The organism is Acidiphilium iwatense (assembly GCF_021556475.1).
Taxonomy (GTDB): Bacteria; Pseudomonadota; Alphaproteobacteria; order Acetobacterales; family Acetobacteraceae; genus Acidiphilium; species Acidiphilium iwatense.
Window position 1 is genome coordinate 17,280 of record NZ_JAKGBZ010000026.1, and the last position, 16,913, is coordinate 34,192.

Here is a 16,913-nt window from a genome sequence, read left to right on the forward strand (position 1 = left end):
AACGACGACCATGAAAACCGCCGACATACTAACAGTTGAATCAAAAGGGATCGCACGCATCGATCCCGACGAAGCCCATGGCACGCCGCGCGCCCTGTTCAGGCTATGGGCGGCGGCGAATGTCGAATTCGCAACCATCACCACCGGCGCGATCGCCACCGGCGTCTTCGGTTTGTCCGCATTCGACGCAATCGCTGCCATCGTCGTGGCAAATCTCATCGGCTGTACCCTGCTCGGCCTGTTTTCGACCTATGGCGTCGAATATGGCCTACCACAGATGATTCAGTGCGTGAACTGGTTTGGTAAGCCCGGCAATCGGTTTCTGTCGTTCCTGAACTTCCTGAACGGATTTTCCTGGTTCGCGGTGAACACGGTCATCGGCAGCTACGCGTTGCACGCGACCTTGGGCACCAATATCGACCAAACCATCATCGTGCTCACCATCGTCCAGGTCTTCATCGCGCTGATCGGCCATGATTTCATCGTCGCGGCGGAACGCTGGTTCTTCTATTTCCTTACCGCCGTTTTCGTCATTCTCACCGTTTTGTCGTTTCTGCACATCACCCATTTCCCGGTGCCGAATGCGAAAAGTCTCGCCGAAGTCGGCGGCGTCTCGGGCGCTTTCCTGCTCACCGTCTCGATCATGCTGTCATGGCTCGGCGGCTGGATTCTCTATTCGTCCGACTATACGCGTTATCTGTGCTTCCGGGAGAACCGCCCGCAGATGAAGCGCCGGGTTTTTCTCAACACCTTCCTCGGTGCCTTCATCTCCTGCGTGTGGCTGGAATGCCTCGGTGCGTTCATCGGTGCAACGGTTCAGCTCAACAGCCCGTCCGACCTGTTCACCGCCTGGATTCCCGAATGGTTCCGTCCGCTTCTGATCCTTGCCATCATCGTCGGCACGGTCAGCCCGAACATCCTGAACATCTATTCGGCGTCCTTGTCCGCGCTGGCATCCGGCATCAAACTGAAGCAATATCAGGCAGCGCTTTTGACCGGCTTGGTGGGTCTGGCGATCGCCATTTTCGGACACAACAATTTCTACAAGCACTATGAACTTCTGCTGTTTTTCCTTGGCTATGTCATCATTCCCCGCTTCCCGGTCATGATCATCGCCCATTTCTGGCCGCGCCGGTCGCGCTGGTCCGGCATCGGGATCGGCCATCTCGGATTTTTCGCCTGGCTGATCGGCGTGCTATGCAGCATCCCGTTCTTCAACCAGTATCCGCTGTTCGTCGGACCGTTTGCCCGCGCCTATCCGCAATGCGGCGATATCTCCTTCTTCGTCGGCGCCTTCGCGACGACGATCGCCTATCTCGTGCTGACCGCGCCGAAATTCGCCGAAGCGCGCGAAGCCGTTCCGTCAAGCGTCGATCTGGAAACACCGTGATGAAATCGGCGCTGCGCGGCCCGTTCCTGACCTATACCGGCAATCCGTTCCAGGATGATCCTGCCTCCTGTTATCGATACGAGTCCGACGGCTTGATCGTGATCGATAACGGCAGGATCATCCATGCCGGAGCCTTCACGGCCGATCATGTGCCGCACGGAGTGGTGCCGGACCATCACCCCGATGCGCTGATCCTGCCCGGCTTTATCGATGCCCATGTGCATTATCCGCAGACCCCGATGATCGGCGCCTTCGGCAAGCAATTGCTGGAATGGCTGGAAAACTATGTTTTCGTTATCGAACAGCGCTACAACGATAAAGTCTTCGCACGGGCCATCGCAAAGCTGTTCCTGCGCGAACAGATAAGAGCGGGCGTCACCACGCCGATCACCTATTGCACGGTCCATCCTGAATCGGTGGACGCCTATTTCGAGGAAGCGTCGCTCCTGGGTCTGCGGACCGGCGCCGGCAAGGTTCTGATGGACCGGAACGCGCCCGAGGCTTTGCGCGATTCCGCGCAATCGGGCTACGATCAATCGAAACGGCTTGCCGAACGCTGGCATGGCGACGGCCGCTTCTTCTACGTGGTCACGCCGCGCTTCGCACCCACCAGCACCGAGGCGCAACTCGACCTGGCGGGCGCACTATTGCGCGAAATTCCAGGCCTCTACATGCAGACCCATCTGGCGGAAAACACCAGCGAACTGCAATGGGTCGCCGCCTTGTTTCCAGGCAGCCACGACTATCTCGATGTCTATGACCGGCATAATCTCGTCGGCCCGCGCTGCCTGTTCGGTCACGCCGTGCATCTCTGCGAACGCGAATGGCGGCGCCTCGCCCAGGCCGGCGCCACCGTGGTCCACTGCCCGACCTCCAATCTGTTTCTCGGCTCGGGCCTGTTCAATCTGAAGCGGGCGCTGGTTTCCGCCAACCCGGTGCGCACCGCGCTCGGTTCCGATCTCGGTGCCGGCACCAGTTTTTCGCCGCTCACCACGCTGAACGAAGCCTACAAGATCGCCCAGTTGAACGGCTACGCGCTATCCGCGCATCAGGCCTTCTATCTGGCAACACTCGGATCGGCCCGCGCGATCTATCAGGACGCGCATATCGGCAGCATCGAAGCCGGGAAGGACGCCGACCTCGTCGTGCTCGACCCGAAGGCTACGCCGCTGCTCGCCGCCCGTCAGGAATTTTCGGAATCGCTCGAGGAACAGTTATTCGTTCTGATGACGCTGGGCAGCGAAACCGCCGTCAAGGCAACCTATGTCGCCGGCCGCAAGGTTCATGAACGCGCACCGACGGAATCGGTCATGCCGGCACTACCGCCTCGCGTGTCCGCCGCGCCTCGTAGGATTTGAGGTGAGCATAGGCGATGCGCAGCAGCGCACCGCCGCGATGTGGTTCGCCGCGATCGAGCAGATCGCCGACGACATGATCGGCCTCGATCCTCCCGCCGCGTTCGATGTCGCGCAGCATCGATGCGGTGAAAGGAGACCCCGCCGCCGTGAGCATGGCGCGGCTGCGCTCAATCATGGCCGCACGCGGCGGAAAACCGTTTCGTTCCGCGATGACGGCGCACTCATCGAACAGCGCGGCGGCAAGATCCGCGTTCCCCGCCGCGACGATATCGCCGATTGCCGCCCGCATCAGGCAGGTGATGCCGGCGAGCGTCGCGATGAATATCCATTTCTCCCACATCTCCTGGAGAATCACGGAACTGTGGCGAGTGTCGAAATTTGCCTTGGCGAACACGGCTTCGATTGCTTCCGCGCGGGCAGTGCGCACCCCGTCGCGTTCGCCGAAGGTGAGCGTGTGAGCATCGTTGAGATGCAGAATCTCGCCTTCGGAGCCGAGTGCGGCCGAAATCGCGCATTGCCCGCCAAGCACGTGCGCGGCACCGAAACGGGCGTCCAGCGCATCGAGATGGCGCATACCGTTCAGCAGCGGCAGAATCGCCGTTTGCGGCCCGACCGCCGCGGCGAAAGCATCCATCGCGCTTTCGAGATCGTAGGCTTTGCAGCTCAAAAGAATCAGATCGAAATTTTCCCGCAATGCGTCAGCCGTAACAACCGGCGGCGCCGGCAGATCGACGTCGCCGCGCGCGCTGCGGATCACGAGGCCGTTACGGGCGAGCGACGCGGCACGCCCGGCTCGCACCAGAAACGTCACATCGGCGCCGGCTTGCAAAAGCCTGCCGCCGAAATAACCACCGGTACCGCCGGCACCGACGACAAGAATGCGCATCGCCTCAGCGATCCATGACGATCAGGGTCGAGGTCGCCGAGGCGTAAAGTCGTCCCGCTTCATCGGTCAGCCGCGCTTCGGCGAAGGCCGCGCGCCGCCCCATCGAAACAACCATGCCTTCGGCGCGCACCGTCCCGGTTTCCGCTGTGAGTGCCTTATGATAGGCGATCTTCAATTCCAGCGTCGAATAGGCTTGCCCCGGCATCAGCTTCGAGTGCACGGCGCAGCCGCAGGCGGAATCGAGCAGGGTCGCGGCGTAGCCGCCATGCACCGTGCCGATCGGGTTATAAACCCCATGGCCCGGCCTTCCCTCGAACACGGCGCGGCCGGCTTCAATCTCGACCAGATTGAAACCGAGAGTCTGCCCGATTCCAACCCTCAGCTTCGCGTCCATCAGGGCGCGCAACTGATCGAGGCCGCTTGGCCGGGCATCAAGAGCGATGTCGTTCATCATGGTTTTCCTCTCCGGGTTGATCATGTCGATCTATCACTTGCATTATAATAGTCGCAAGCGTAAATGCTTGTCACCCTCAGAAACCGCGCAAGGGTCTGCCATGCAGCGCAAGAGCTTCGGCACCATGCAGTGCCCGATCGCCCGCAGCCTCGAACGGGTTGGCGAATGGTGGAGCATCCTGATCTTGCGCGACGCCTTCCACGGCCTGACACGGTTCGATCAGTTCCAGAAAAGCCTGGACATCGCGCCGAACATGCTGACGCGACGGCTCAATGCGCTGGTCGAGTCCGGCCTGCTGGAGCGCCGCCTCTACAGCGAGCATCCGCCGCGCCATGATTACGTATTGACCGAACGCGGACGCGATTTCAGCCCGATACTCCTGGCATTGCTCGCCTGGGGCAACAAGCATTTCGCGCCAGAGGGGCCGAGTGTCGTTCTGCTGGACCGCGAAACCGGCGCCGAAGCGCAGCCGATGATGATCGACAAACTCAGCGGCAAGCCGCTCGCGACATCCCGTTTCCGCACCGCCCCAGGACCCGCGGCCGATGCGCGCACCCGCGCCCGGCTCGAAGCCGGGCGCGCGACACCGAAAACCGCATCGCGAGCGCCGGGTTAACGACCTCATACGTTCATTTTGCCGAATCGCCGCTTTGGCTTATCCCGCTTTCGAGCAACCGATCATTCGGAGACGCCAGATGCCGAACCTGACCCCTCGTAACCGTGCGGCGGCGTTCTGCGAGCGCTTTGGCCTCGATATGCCGATCCTCCAGGCCCCCATGGCGGGGGCCTGCCCGGCAAGCCTCGCCAGTGCGGTCGCCAATGCCGGCGGCATGGGCGGCATGGGTGCCCTGTTATCGACACCGGACGAGATCGCCGACTGGGCCGCCGATTTCCGCGGCGGCAGCAACGGCGCGTTCCAGGTCAATCTCTGGGTGCCGGACCCTCCGCCCCGGCGCGACGCGGCGGCGGAAGCGCGGGTGCGGGAATTTCTCGGCGGCTGGGGGCCCCCGGTTCCGCCCGAAGCGGCCGAGGCCAAGCCGCCCGATTTCGCCGCGCAGTGCGAGGCCCTGCTCGCCGCCGCGCCGCCGGTGGTGTCCTCGATCATGGGCCTTTACCCGCCGGATTTCGTCGCCGCGCTCAAAGCGCGCGGGATCGCCTGGTTCGCCTGCGCCACGACTCTCAACGAAGCCCTCGCGGCCGAGGCCGCCGGTGCGGACGCCATCGTCGCGCAGGGCGCCGAAGCCGGCGGTCATCGCGGCAGCTTCGAGGCCGCCGAGGCGGAACAGCAAAGCGTGGGACTTTTCGCCCTGCTGCCGCGGCTTGCCGACAGGCTCTCGATACCCGTCATCGCCACCGGCGGCATCGCGGATGGGCGCGGCACGGCGGCCGCCCTCATCCTGGGTGCCAGCGCCGTGCAGATCGGCACCGCCTTCCTGCGCTGCCCGGAGGCCAAAACCAATCAAGCCTGGGCCGACGCGCTGGCCTCGGTCGAGCCGGAAGCCACAAGGTTGACCCGCGCCTTCAGCGGGCGACTCGGGCGCGCGATCGCGACCGATTACGTTCGCGCGGCGGCGACCGCGATCGCACCTCCCGCGCCCTACCCGGTGCAGCGCGGCCTGACCGCGCCGATGCGGGCGGAGGCGGCACGCGCGGGCGACATCCAGCGCATGCAGGCCTGGGCCGGACAGGCGGCGTTCCTGGCCGAAGCGAAACCGGCGGCCGAGGTGGCCCGCGATATCTGGGACACCGCCCAAACCCTCCTGCCCTGATCAGGCACCGGCGGGCCGGGCGCCGGCGCGCAGCGCTTCTGCCGCGCGCTGAACGGCGTCGCGCCGGTCCGCCATCGCGGGCGCCATCCGGGCCGTAACCGCCTCAAGGATCGCAGGCGGCGCGATTTCCGGCCGTCCGGCATGGAAGGGCGGCTCTGGCGCGTATTCGAGCCCCAACTGGATCGACTGGGCAACCTCCGCTCCGGCGAGTTCGCCGATCAGCGCCAGGGAGAAATCGATGCCAGCGGTCACGCCGCCGCCGGTCAGGATGCTGCCGTCGCGAACCACCCGGCCCGGATCGGGAATGGCGCCGAATGCCGGCAGCATGTCGCGCCAGGCCCAGTGGCAGGCGGCGCGCCTGCCCTTCAGCAATCCCGCCGCGCCGAGAATGAGCGAGCCGGTGCAGACCGAGGTGACGTACCGCGCCGTGGCGGCCAGCCACCTTATGGCATCCATGTAGACCGCGTCCCGCATGGCGGCGACGCAGCCGACGCCACCCGGCACGCACAGCACGTCGCATTGTCCGATCGCGCCCAGATCGGCCAGATCGGCAAAAGTCAGGCCGTCGGCAGTCACCAATGCACCGCCAACCGATGCTACGATCACTTTCGCCCCCGCAAGCCGGGAGACGAACTGGTGCGGCCCGGTGAAATCGAGGTGGGTAACGCCGGTATAGATCGGAAAAACGATGGTGATTTGTTCGGTCATGGAGAATCCTTTCGGTTGACATCCGCATCATGAGGCCGCAGGCTTTCGGCTCAAATGACGTAGATCCCTCAATTCACGCCATGACTCGCGATATCGGCTTCTTCATCTTCCCGGATTTCCAGATTCTCGACCTGACCGGACCGCTCGCGGCGTTCCAGATCGCTGGCATGGTCGCGGAAGCCGAGCATTACCGGCTGCACGTGCTGTCCCAGCACGGCGGCGGCGTGACGGCGACGGCGGGGCTGGAGGTCGTAACGAAGCCGGTAGACGCGCGACGCCTCGACACGCTGATTATTGCCGGCGGGCGCGGCACCCGGCCCGCAGCGCAACCGCCCGGCCGTCTCGCCGCTGTCCGGTCGGCGGCTTCCGGGGCGCGCCGTGTCGCCAGCGTCTGCACCGGGGCGTTCATTCTCGCGGCGACCGGCCTGCTCGACGGACGCTCCGCCACGACGCATTGGCGCCACGCGGCATCGCTCCAGCGGCATTATCCTTCGATCCGGGTCGATGGCGACAGGATCTTCGTCAAGGACGGTCCGGTCTGGACCTCCGCCGGCATTACTGCGGGCATCGATCTGGCTCTCGCCATGATCGAGGAGGATCACGGCAGCGCGCTCGCGCGCACCGTCGCTCGGGAACTGGTGGTCTATCACCGCCGGCCCGGCGGCCAGTCGCAATTCTCCGCCATGCTCGATCTCGAACCGGACTCCGATAGGGTACGCCAAGTCTTGAGCTTCGCCCGCGAACATCTGGGCGAAGCCTTGCCTGTCGAGCGCCTGGCGGAAGCCGCCTGCCTCAGTCCCCGCCAATTCGGCCGGGTGTTCCGCGCCGAAACCGACGAAACCCCCGCCAGGGCGGTCGAGCGTCTCAGGGCGGAGGCCGCGCGGATGCGGGTGGAGGCCGGCACCGAACCGATCGAGGCGATCGCGGCATCCGTCGGCTTTGCCGATCCCGAGCGGATGCGGCGCGCTTTCCTCCGCCGGTTCGGTCAGCCGCCGCAGGCGATCAAGCGGGCGACAAGAATGGGTTCGCCGGTGCCAAGCGTCTCGCGACCGCGCTAACCCCGCGAAGCCGTCATGTCAGGACGGCGAGTGCCCCCAGTTGCCGCGCCGCATGGTCGAGAAAAGCCCGCACGCGCGCGGGCATGTGGCGCACGCTGGGCACGACGAGCTGAACCGGCAACGGCGGCGATTCGAAAGCCTCCAACAGGCGGATGAGCGTACCGGAGGCGAGATCGTCCACCACCTGGTAGGACAATGCCGCGGCAATGCCCTGGCCGGCGCGCACCGCAACCAGCTTGGCCTCGATGTCGTTCACCATCAGCCTGGGTTCGACCCGGAACGCACGCTCCTGTCCGTCGACATGGAACCGCCACACCAGCGGGCCGAGCAGGCTGGACGTGAATATGATGTCATGGCCCGCGAGGTCGTCAGGATGTCGCGGCTGCCCGCGCGCCGCGAGGTAAGCCGGGCTCGCCACCAGCACGCGGCGCACCTCGCCGACCCGCCGGACCATCAGCCCGGAATCGGCCAGCCGGCCGATCCGCACCGCGACATCCAACCCCTCCTCGATCAGATCGAGATTGCGATCCGACAGCAGCATTTCGATGCGCAGTGCAGGCCACATATCGAGAAAGGAAGTCGCCACCGGCGTTACATGCCGGCGTCCGAACACCACGGGAGCCGTCAGCCGCAACATCCCATGCAGTGACACATCCGAATCCGCGGCGCCTTGCATCACCGCATGATAATCGCCGAGCAGCCGGCGCGCCTGCTCGGCGAAACGCCGCCCGGCATCGGTCGGGGCCAGCCGCCGCGTGGTGCGCTCGAACAGCCGCGCGCCGACCCGCTCTTCCAGCCCCGCCAGCAGGCGGGTGATCGCCGGGGGCGAGCGGCGCAGGCGCCGGCCCGCCGCGGCGAGGCTGCCGGCATCCAGAATGGCGATGAAAACGGCGAGTTCGTCCAGGCGGTCCATGATTGTTCCGAATAATGGAAGATTCAATTTCGATATTTGTACATTCTACAATAAAACAACAAGAATTACCTTCGCGACTATCGCGAAGGATGAAACCGACCATGCCTCAACCCGACATCACGCTCTACGCCACCAAGCTGTCCGGCCATTGCCACCGGGTCGAGTTGCTGCTGCGGATGCTGGGGTTACCCTATCGGATCGTCGCAGCGCCGGCCGAATTCCGGCAGAGCCCGGCTTTCTGGCCTTGAATCCGCTGGGTCAGATTCCGGTTCCGAGGACGGCACGCGCGTGCCCGCGGATTCGAACGCGATCTGGTTCATCTGGCGAAACGCTATGATTCCGGGGAAATCTGGCTGCCTGACGATCCGTACGAGGCCGCATCGGTGCCGCGCTCGCCGGTTCCATCCGCCGCATAGATGCCGGCCATGAATGCCGATCCGTTCCATGCGGGCGAGCGCGAGGCGCAGCGTCTTGCCGGCACCCGGCTTTCCGGCGCCGCGATCCGCAATTTCATGCCGGACCAGCACCGGGCCTTCTTCGCCATGCTGCCGTTCCTGCCCATCGCGACGCTCGACGGCGCGGGCTGGCCGGTCGCGACGATTCTGACCGGATCTCCGGGTTTCGTCGCCAGCCCCGACCCGCAAACCCTGCGCATCGGCGCGCGTCCAGACCCGGACGATCCGATCGCCCCTCATCTCGTCGCCGGTGCGCCGGTTCAAGGGCGCCGAACGGCTCTGGCGCCTGCAAGTCTCTCACGGATGGCGCCGGCGCGGCGTGCTGCCTCTGCGCTGGGCTTTCCTGAACTATGCACCCACCACGGAGAATACCGGAACGTGGACGGAAAACCAGGCGAACGCCGCATGATGACCCGCACGCAGAAAACACGCAGCTATTCTCACGGGGTTTTCTGCAGCGTCTTGCGCGCGGCCGCCACCGCATCCTTGGCGACAGGAGCCGCCGCATTGCCCCAGTCATTGCGGATATAGGTCAGAACATCGGCGATCTGTTGATCGTTCAACAGCTTTCCGAAGGCGGGCATCGCGCTTGCCGTCGGCGCCGCCTCGGTGCCGACGCTTTGAGCGCCCTGCAGAACCACGCGCAGTAAGGTCGTCGGATTATCCGCCTGAACCTCAGGGCTGCCCTTCAGGGCCGGGAAAAGCCGCGCCTGGCCGACGCCCCGAAGCGTGTGACACGCCGCGCATTCGTCGGCGTATACCGCCCCGCCCCTTATCATCGCCGGGTTGCTGGCCGCGACCGGACGGATGTTAGCCGCTTTACCCGGCAGGGATTTCAGATACGCCGCGATGGCGTCGACCTCCGCCTCGCTCATTTTTGCGGTCACATTGGTCACAATCCCTGCCATCGGCCCAGCCGCCGCAGCATAGGAATTCCGCCCGGTCTTCAGATAATCCGCGATTTCCCCGGCCGACCAGTTCCCGAGGCCAGTGCGCTTGTCGTTGGTCAGTCCCGGAGCGGTCCAACCGCCGATAACCCGCCCACCCACCAGCGTAGCTCCGCCCGGAGCGTTATGACAGCCGGCGCAGCCATTCGACATGACCAGCTTTTTGCCCTGCGCGAGCGTTTGCGCGCTCGCGGTCCCCGACTGCGACGACGCCGCCGAAGTCGGCGGAACCAGTACGGCTTCGAAAGCGAAGCACATCAGAACGAATAGGCATGACGAAATGGCCTGTCTCATGATCTTCCGCTTTCACATGGGCACCATCGGCCCAGGATTTTTCAGGTATTTCGTCTTGATCGCGTCCAGCGCCCAATAGGTCGTCGCTCCCACGGTTCCGGTGGGATTATATCCGGCGTTTTGCGGAAACACGCTGGCTCCGAAAACGAAGACGTTCGATACGTCCCAGCTTTGCAGATATCTGTTGACCACGCTGTTCGATGGATTGTCACCCATCACCGCGCCGCCCGTATTATGTGTCGTCTGATAGGGAACCACGGAATAGGGCGCGGTTCGCGGATAGGCTGCCAGCCGTGACGCACCCATGGCCTTGCCGATCCCGGCCAGTTTCTTCGTCACGAACGCGGACATTTTCAGCTCGTTCTCGTGCCAGTCGAACGTCATGCGCAGAAGCGGACTGCCATAGGGATCTTTATAGGTCGGGTCCAGATCGAGATAGGCATCCCGATAACTGTAAACGCTGCCCTGAATGCCCAGCGCATAGACTGATTGATAATTTTCCTTGGTCGCCTTCTTCCAGCCGGAGCCCCATTTCGGATCGTCTGGAAAATACGAAATCTGGCCGATCGGCCGGCCGCCGGTTTGGGTCGCCGATATGACACCACCGCCGACGAAACCGAGCCCGGAATGATCGAAATTGTCGCCGTTGAAATCATCGACGGACATGCCGATCGCGCCGCCGGAAATAAAGGGATTCAGGATCGTATCCTTCAGCTTTACCAGAACGCCGGAAGTGCATTGATAGGCGTAATTGCGCCCCACGGTTCCGGTATTGGATACCGGATCATAGGGTTTGCCGATGCCGGAAACCAGCAGCAAATGAACGCAGTTGAACGCGAAGGCGCACACCATCACCATATCGGCGGGCTGTACCCATGTCTCCCCCGATTTATCGACATAGGTAACCCCGGTCGCCTTCTTGCCGGTGCTGTCCAGATTGATCCGCGTCACATTGCAATTCGTCCGCGCCTCGAAATTCTTGCGCAGCATCAATGCCGGCAACACGCGGGTCTGCGGACTCGCCTTCGAATAATTGCCGCAGCCGAACCGCTCGCAAAAGCCGCAATAGGTGCATTGCCCAAGCGTTACGCCAAGCGGGTTGGTATAGCTTTGCGACAGATTCCCCGAGGGCACCGGAAACGGATGATAGCCGAGCGATTTCGCGGCCTTGCTATAAAGCGTGGAGCCCAGCGGCTGTTTGTTGGCAGGCGTGGGATATTCGGCGCTGCGCGGAGCTTCGAACGGATTGCCGCCCGGCTGGATCTTGCCGTCGATGTTACCGGCCTTGCCAGAGATTCCGGCCAACTTCTCGAATCGGTCATAGTGCGGCTCAAGATCCTTGTAATCGACCGGCCAGTCCTGAATCGTCATGTCTTCAGGCAGAATATGGCTGCCATAACGCTTGGTTAAATGCGACCGAAGCCGGAAATCGGTTTCCAGAAACCGATAGGTCATGCCGTTCCAATGCACGCCCGCGCCGCCCACGCCGTCGCCGGGCAGAAACGAACTGAACTGGCGCACAGGTAAAGCCGTCTGGCTGATCTTGTTGCGCAACGTCACCGTGCTTTGCGCGGGCCGCTGGAACAGATCGAGGCGAATCGCATAGCGCAATTCGTCAGGTGCCCAAGACGGCGGAAAATCCGTCGCGGTGTCGCGCCACGCGCCGCGCTCGATCGCGACGACATTGAGCCCCGCGCCGCTCAGCTCATAGGCCAGGATGGCGCCGGTCCAGCCCAGCCCGATGATTGCGACGTCCGTTCGTGGAAGAGTACGCGCCATGGATGTATACCTCGGCTCAGGAGTGAGCGGACCAGTCGGGATGCGATTCAATGCCGATCGGTGGCTTGGGATAATGCTCGTTGTGCCGATCGACCCAATCCAGGTAATCATAGCGCGCGCCTGGAAACCCGATCATCTTCCATCCCGCCATGCCGCGATTGCCGCCATAGACCGGATCGGCGAAAAAACCTTCCTTGGTGTTCTGCCAAAGGATCTGAAAAAACGCCTTGCTGCTGAGCCCTTTCAGTCGAAGCATTCCCGATTCCATCTTGACGATGATCTTGTCCTGCTCGGTTGCGGCGAGCTGAGCGAATGACTTGCCGAAATAGGCATCGGCACAATATTCATTCAGCGCGTCGATGGTTTTCCGATAGCGCTGCGCCGGCGTGATCGGGCTTTGTGACCCCTGCCCCGGCAATCCCTCGGCGAACGGCGGCGCCATGTAGAGCCCCTTATCCTGGCCGAACGCGCCCGAAAGCTGCCTGTCGATATAGACGGCGATGCCGACCTCCTTGCCGCCGGGGGAAAGATCGTCCGCCGGAATCAGCCGGTCCACCAGCGCCTCGATCGTCGCCGCTTCCGCCGGCGTGAAATAGGTCCACCCACTTTCCGAAACCGGCACCGGCGCATGATCCTGGTCAGGGGACCAGGGCAGCGCGCCGTGATAGGTATCGGCGCTCGCTCGTGTTAAACTGCCGAGAAGTGCCGCACAGGAGGTCGAGGATACGAGAAATACGCGGCGGGTGAATCGCTTGTCAAGCATTGCTTCGGCCCTTTACCCACACAGCCGCCCTCTGCTACGACCCAGATCGGATCGCCATCGTCCAGGCCAGCATTTTTATTCAATCCGGTTAAGGACGATAGCGGCAATATGAGTTGGCACGCAAGCGATTTCTGGGCCGCCGATCAGGCAGCGAGATTCCTGCCGGCGGGTGGAACCGCCTTGAAAATTCCCTAACTGACCCCGCGTTATGCATCATGCGATACTCTGACATTCTCGCCTGGGCCGGCGCCAGCGTATACCCACGAGGGCTATCGGCGATCCGCCTCGAACAATTCCTGCAATTCGGCGATACTCTGCTGCAAGCTCGCGATCACCCGGCCTTCATCGGCGGCGAAACTCCTGGTGTCGGTCAGAATCCGTTCGTCGTGCTCGCGGAATGCCTCGACGGTCCGCGCCGCCTCGCCGGCGCCAATATCGAGCGCGGTCAGCGTCATTTCGCCGAGTTTCAGGCTGGAGAGCAGGGTTTCGCGCACGATGTGCGACACGCCGAGATCGAGCAGGAGCTGGGCATGGCGGCGGTTGCGCGCGCGGGCGAGAATGGTGAGATGCGGCAGATACCGGCGCGCGAGCTCAGCGAGTTTCAGCGCCGCCTCGGCGTCGTCCAGCGCGATCACCAGCACTTGCGCCGCATCGCCCCCCGCCGCGCGCAGCACGGAAAGCCGCGTCGGGTCACCGAAAAACACGCGCGCGCCGAACCGACGCACGAAAGCGACCTGCCCGGCATTCTGATCGAGTGCCGTGAACGGAATCCGGCGCACCGAGAGCAGCCGCCCGACGATCTGCCCGACCCGGCCGAACCCGCAGATGATCACAGGCGCCGGCGCACCGGACGCGATGTCGTCCGCCGGCGCGGGCCGCTTTCCCATGCGCGGAATCGCCAGCCGCTCGATCGCGGCAAAGATAAGCGGGGTTACGATCATCGACGCGGCGACCGCGAGCGTCGCGAGATCGGCGGTGGTCTTGGGCAGCACGCCGGCGGTCACGGCGACCCCGAACAGGACGAAGCTGAATTCGCTGCCTTCCGGCAGGGCGGCGGCGAAGCGCAGCGCGGTGGGCCCATTGCGGCGCTTGACGAAGGAGACGGCGAACCCGACCAGCGCTTTCACCGCGAGCATCGCCGCGACGGCGGCCAGGATCGTCAAAGGCTGTGCCGCCAGCAAATGGACATCGACCGACATGCCGACCGAGATGAAGAAAAACCCGAGCAGCAGCCCTTCGAACGGTTCGATATCGGCCTGGATCGCATGGCGAAACTCGGAATCGGACAGCAGCGCCCCGGCCATGAAGGCGCCGAGCGAAGCCGACAGCCCCGACCAATGAGCGAGGACCGCGGTGCCGATCACGATCAGCAAGGTCATCGCGGTAAACACCTCTGGGTTCCGCGCGCCGCCGATCAGCCGAAAAATGCGCTCGACCAGGAACATCCCGCCCGCCAGAATGGCAATCACGGCGAGCACCGCCCGCCCGGCGGCAAGCCACGGCAGATGGGCCGGAAGATGGCTCGGCAGATGCGCGGCACCGAACAGCGGCACCAACGCCACCAGCGGAATGAACGCCATGTCCTGGAACAGCAGGACCGCGAACGCGTCCCGCCCCGAAGCGGCGCTGAGCAAGCTGCGCTCCTTCAGCATCGGCAGGACGATGGCTGTGGATGACAACGCAAGGCCGAGCCCGATCAGCGCGGCCACCAGCCAGGCGAGACCGGCGAGATGGCCGAGCAAAGCGAGAATCGCCGCACTCGGCAGCATCTGACCGAAACCGAGGCCGAGAATGGTCTTGCGCAGAATCCAGAGTCGGTGCGGCCGGATTTCCAGCCCGATCAGGAACAGCAGCATGATCACGCCGAGTTCGGTGACGTTCTGGATCTGCGCGACGCCGGTGACCAGCCGCAGCCCGGCCGGGCCGATCGCGAGGCCGGCGACGAGATAGCCGACGATGCTGCCCACGCCGAGGCGGCGGGCGATCGGCACGGTGATCACCGTCGCCGCGAGCAGGGCCAACAGGGTTTCCAGCATGAGCGCGATCTCCCGAAACCACGCCAGTCGATCCGCCCAACCAAGCCCTGTCAACCGCGGGAAAGAATCGAGAGCGTCGCGGTTTTCGGCACGCGTCATTGCGAACCCGCGCTGCGGGTGAAGCAATCCGGTCTTTCCAACCGGTGGATTGCCTCGGTCGCGAACTATCCCAAGAGGGTGTCGCAAACCTATGCCGATATCGGTGGCATCTTGGCGGGCTATGGCTTCGATCGGGTCCAGGTCAGCATTTACCTGACCGACAAGGACGATTTGGCCAACCTGTTCGCCGCGATCATGGCCCTGAAACGGCTTGCCGTGGTTTCCGGGATCGGTTATTTGTAAAATACGGCCAACATTATTTATACCAAGTTGGTATGGCGTTGTTCCGTCCGGTGCAAAATAATTTCCTATACCCCGAGATGGATCAACCCATTGCCATTGGATCAAGCAAATTTTCTGAAAATCTCATTTTTGAAAATCCACCTCTTCCCCATAGTCTTCCATCATTCTCTGCGAAACCTTCTGTAGCATTGCTCTGCACGCAGAATCCTCATTATCAAATGTTGCTAATATTTGTTTTTTTCCACGCTCGCTATAATACACAGACCATCCTTGTATGGTCTCTTCAACACCAAAAAGATCACCAATATTAGTGTCTGTTATTTCGTATACGACGTTTTCTTTTATCCCATTTTTTTCTAATATTTTTTTCATGTCATTCTTATTCATGGAGCGATCTCCTTTAGAAAGCCATTTTTTATCAATTCATCAACCGAACTGGATGTCATATATTGTGTTGCCCCGCCTTCTTCATCAAACCATGCCGCAGCCCGTCCAGACTGAACAGTGAGTGGTTTCAGAACCTCAAACGCATGATATGGCATCGAAGCCTCGTCATACGGAAGTGCGCGCGCTCCGAAAGAAGCTCCTTTCGGTGACAAAAATCTACCAAAATTCGATCCATACCGGTCAATTTGCGTTCCGGGATCAAGTGTTTGACCAACCTGGTCCGATGAAAACCCGTCGTTCGGTGGCCATGATAATTTTCCAGTCTTCGGATCAAACCATTCATTCGACAGATCTGAACGAAGTTTTGGACTCTTAATTGGAGATCGCTCTGTGCGAATTTTGTCCTTTTGCACCGGATTAGACGGCGGTTCTTCTTGTGGCTCGTCCTTGGCCAACCGGACCTCATGCACATTCTCGGTGATTTTTTTGAGCAGGACTGTAATACCGAGAGAAACCAGCGCCGCCGCTGCCAGCTTGGCCGCCAGCAAAATCTCGTCTCGCGTGGTCGCTCGGTCGGCCTTGATCACCGCCTCGATGAAATCCTTGCCGGCGATCACCCCCGCCCAGCCGAACTGCCACCAGGCCAGACTCGCGATCATCATATCCACGGCAGCATCTGCCCCCGGAACAGCCTGGAGCGCCCCGATGCCACCAAGGAACACCGCCATGATGGTCAGGTTCTCAGGCGTCAGAAACGCCTCGAACTCGCCCTTCGCAGCGCCGACCAGACAGTCGGGGATCGCCTTGAACATCGCGACGATCTTCTGCCGCCCGCTCCAGCCGGAAACCGCGCCGGCCGCCGGCGGGATCGGCCGGCCGGGGTCCCGGCGGATGATGCCCTGGTGCGGTGAGCGCCGGAAACAGAACACCGCGACGGACCGGTTCTCGACGTCCCGCTTCAGCCGGTCGATCAGTTGCGGCGCCTGATCCATGGACCAGACATGCTGCCAGTCCATGTAGAAGTCGCGGATCGCGTCGATCTCGTTGCCAACGCTCCCGCTGACCCGGTGGCCGTGCTTCAGGGCATCCAGCAGACGATCGAGGCCGATCCCGCCGATGTAATCCTGGTGCCACCCATCCCCGAACACCTGGAACCGCCGCGCTTCGTGGGTGTCGAACGAATGCGGCAGCACCAGATAGACATCGAGCCCGTCGCGCAACTCCAGATGCGGATGCGACGGAAACGGTGACTGTTTCCGCCGTTGGTCTTGCCAGTACCGCCCCGGAACCTCACTCACGTCACGCGATCCCAAAGGCGCGGTACTGGAGCGGACAAGCTCTCGAAGGCCGCTCGGCATGGCAATCGTTTCATTG

18 protein-coding genes are annotated in these 16,913 nt (G+C 62.8%); 7 read left to right on the forward strand and 11 right to left on the reverse strand.

What is annotated here, in order from left to right; genetic code table 11:
* Positions 1 to 10: 10 nt before the first annotated feature.
* Both L2A60_RS13025 and guaD read left to right on the forward strand, forming a co-directional pair.
* On the forward strand, positions 11 to 1,390 hold the full coding sequence (locus tag L2A60_RS13025; protein WP_235704842.1) for a purine-cytosine permease family protein: 1,380 nt from the start codon (positions 11 to 13) through the stop codon (positions 1,388 to 1,390).
* Complete coding sequence (gene guaD, locus L2A60_RS13030; RefSeq protein ID WP_235704843.1) at positions 1,390 to 2,748, forward strand: guanine deaminase; 1,359 nt, start codon at positions 1,390 to 1,392, stop codon at positions 2,746 to 2,748. Before L2A60_RS13025 ends, guaD begins: the two co-directional genes overlap by 1 nt.
* Here guaD and panE read toward each other — a convergent pair.
* Together panE and L2A60_RS13040 are read right to left on the reverse strand one after the other, a co-directional pair.
* A complete protein-coding gene (panE, locus tag L2A60_RS13035) occupies positions 2,699 to 3,634 on the reverse strand; it encodes a 2-dehydropantoate 2-reductase (protein WP_235704844.1) in 936 nt (311 codons plus the stop codon). The genes guaD and panE overlap by 50 nt on opposite strands.
* A 4-nt stretch (positions 3,635 to 3,638) precedes the next feature.
* On the reverse strand, positions 3,639 to 4,085 hold the full coding sequence (locus L2A60_RS13040) for a PaaI family thioesterase (RefSeq protein WP_235704845.1): 447 nt from the start codon (positions 4,083 to 4,085) through the stop codon (positions 3,639 to 3,641).
* 103 nt (positions 4,086 to 4,188) lie between these two features.
* Between L2A60_RS13040 and L2A60_RS13045 the strand changes: the two genes are divergently transcribed.
* Both L2A60_RS13045 and L2A60_RS13050 read left to right on the forward strand, forming a co-directional pair.
* The gene (locus L2A60_RS13045; protein ID WP_235704846.1) at positions 4,189 to 4,704 is read left to right on the forward strand and encodes a winged helix-turn-helix transcriptional regulator; all 516 of its coding nucleotides are present in this window, start codon (positions 4,189 to 4,191) and stop codon (positions 4,702 to 4,704) included.
* Between the two features lie 79 nt (positions 4,705 to 4,783).
* The gene (locus L2A60_RS13050) at positions 4,784 to 5,857 is read left to right on the forward strand and encodes an NAD(P)H-dependent flavin oxidoreductase (RefSeq protein WP_235704847.1); all 1,074 of its coding nucleotides are present in this window, start codon (positions 4,784 to 4,786) and stop codon (positions 5,855 to 5,857) included.
* Here the strand turns inward: L2A60_RS13050 and L2A60_RS13055 are convergent, their stop codons facing one another.
* The gene (locus tag L2A60_RS13055; RefSeq protein ID WP_235704848.1) at positions 5,858 to 6,565 is read right to left on the reverse strand and encodes a DJ-1/PfpI family protein; all 708 of its coding nucleotides are present in this window, start codon (positions 6,563 to 6,565) and stop codon (positions 5,858 to 5,860) included.
* 80 nt (positions 6,566 to 6,645) lie between these two features.
* On the opposite strand from L2A60_RS13055, the gene L2A60_RS13060 reads away from it, so the two are divergent.
* Positions 6,646 to 7,623, forward strand: coding sequence for a GlxA family transcriptional regulator (locus tag L2A60_RS13060; RefSeq protein ID WP_235704849.1), 978 nt, complete (start codon positions 6,646 to 6,648; stop codon positions 7,621 to 7,623).
* A 13-nt stretch (positions 7,624 to 7,636) separates the two neighbouring features.
* On the opposite strand, the gene L2A60_RS13065 is transcribed toward L2A60_RS13060, so the two are convergent.
* Positions 7,637 to 8,536, reverse strand: a complete 900-nt coding sequence (locus tag L2A60_RS13065) for a LysR family transcriptional regulator (protein WP_235704850.1) — start codon at positions 8,534 to 8,536, stop codon at positions 7,637 to 7,639.
* 89 nt (positions 8,537 to 8,625) lie between these two features.
* On the opposite strand from L2A60_RS13065, the gene L2A60_RS13070 reads away from it, so the two are divergent.
* Positions 8,626 to 8,784, forward strand: coding sequence for a thioredoxin domain-containing protein (locus L2A60_RS13070; RefSeq protein ID WP_235704851.1), 159 nt, complete (start codon positions 8,626 to 8,628; stop codon positions 8,782 to 8,784).
* An 83-nt stretch (positions 8,785 to 8,867) separates the two neighbouring features.
* Here the strand turns inward: L2A60_RS13070 and L2A60_RS13075 are convergent, their stop codons facing one another.
* From L2A60_RS13075 to L2A60_RS13095, 5 genes are all read right to left on the reverse strand, one after another.
* Positions 8,868 to 9,191, reverse strand: coding sequence for a hypothetical protein (locus L2A60_RS13075; RefSeq protein WP_235704852.1), 324 nt, complete (start codon positions 9,189 to 9,191; stop codon positions 8,868 to 8,870).
* A gap of 240 nt (positions 9,192 to 9,431) precedes the next feature.
* The gene (locus L2A60_RS13080; RefSeq protein WP_235704853.1) at positions 9,432 to 10,196 is read right to left on the reverse strand and encodes a c-type cytochrome; all 765 of its coding nucleotides are present in this window, start codon (positions 10,194 to 10,196) and stop codon (positions 9,432 to 9,434) included.
* A 48-nt stretch (positions 10,197 to 10,244) separates the two neighbouring features.
* Complete coding sequence (locus L2A60_RS13085; RefSeq protein ID WP_235704854.1) at positions 10,245 to 12,011, reverse strand: GMC family oxidoreductase; 1,767 nt, start codon at positions 12,009 to 12,011, stop codon at positions 10,245 to 10,247.
* Between the two features lie 16 nt (positions 12,012 to 12,027).
* Positions 12,028 to 12,774, reverse strand: a complete 747-nt coding sequence (locus L2A60_RS13090) for a gluconate 2-dehydrogenase subunit 3 family protein (protein ID WP_235704855.1) — start codon at positions 12,772 to 12,774, stop codon at positions 12,028 to 12,030.
* 269 nt (positions 12,775 to 13,043) lie between these two features.
* A complete protein-coding gene (locus L2A60_RS13095; protein ID WP_235704856.1) occupies positions 13,044 to 14,810 on the reverse strand; it encodes a monovalent cation:proton antiporter-2 (CPA2) family protein in 1,767 nt (588 codons plus the stop codon).
* A gap of 177 nt (positions 14,811 to 14,987) precedes the next feature.
* Between L2A60_RS13095 and L2A60_RS13100 the strand changes: the two genes are divergently transcribed.
* On the forward strand, positions 14,988 to 15,152 hold the full coding sequence (locus tag L2A60_RS13100) for a hypothetical protein (RefSeq protein ID WP_235704857.1): 165 nt from the start codon (positions 14,988 to 14,990) through the stop codon (positions 15,150 to 15,152).
* 123 nt (positions 15,153 to 15,275) lie between these two features.
* Here the strand turns inward: L2A60_RS13100 and L2A60_RS13105 are convergent, their stop codons facing one another.
* Both L2A60_RS13105 and L2A60_RS20755 read right to left on the reverse strand, forming a co-directional pair.
* Positions 15,276 to 15,539: a hypothetical protein gene (locus L2A60_RS13105; RefSeq protein ID WP_235704858.1), complete on the reverse strand. Its 264-nt coding sequence runs from the start codon at positions 15,537 to 15,539 to the stop codon at positions 15,276 to 15,278.
* Complete coding sequence (locus L2A60_RS20755; protein WP_235704859.1) at positions 15,536 to 16,837, reverse strand: TNT domain-containing protein; 1,302 nt, start codon at positions 16,835 to 16,837, stop codon at positions 15,536 to 15,538. Before L2A60_RS20755 ends, L2A60_RS13105 begins: the two co-directional genes overlap by 4 nt.
* Positions 16,838 to 16,913: the final 76 nt, after the last annotated feature.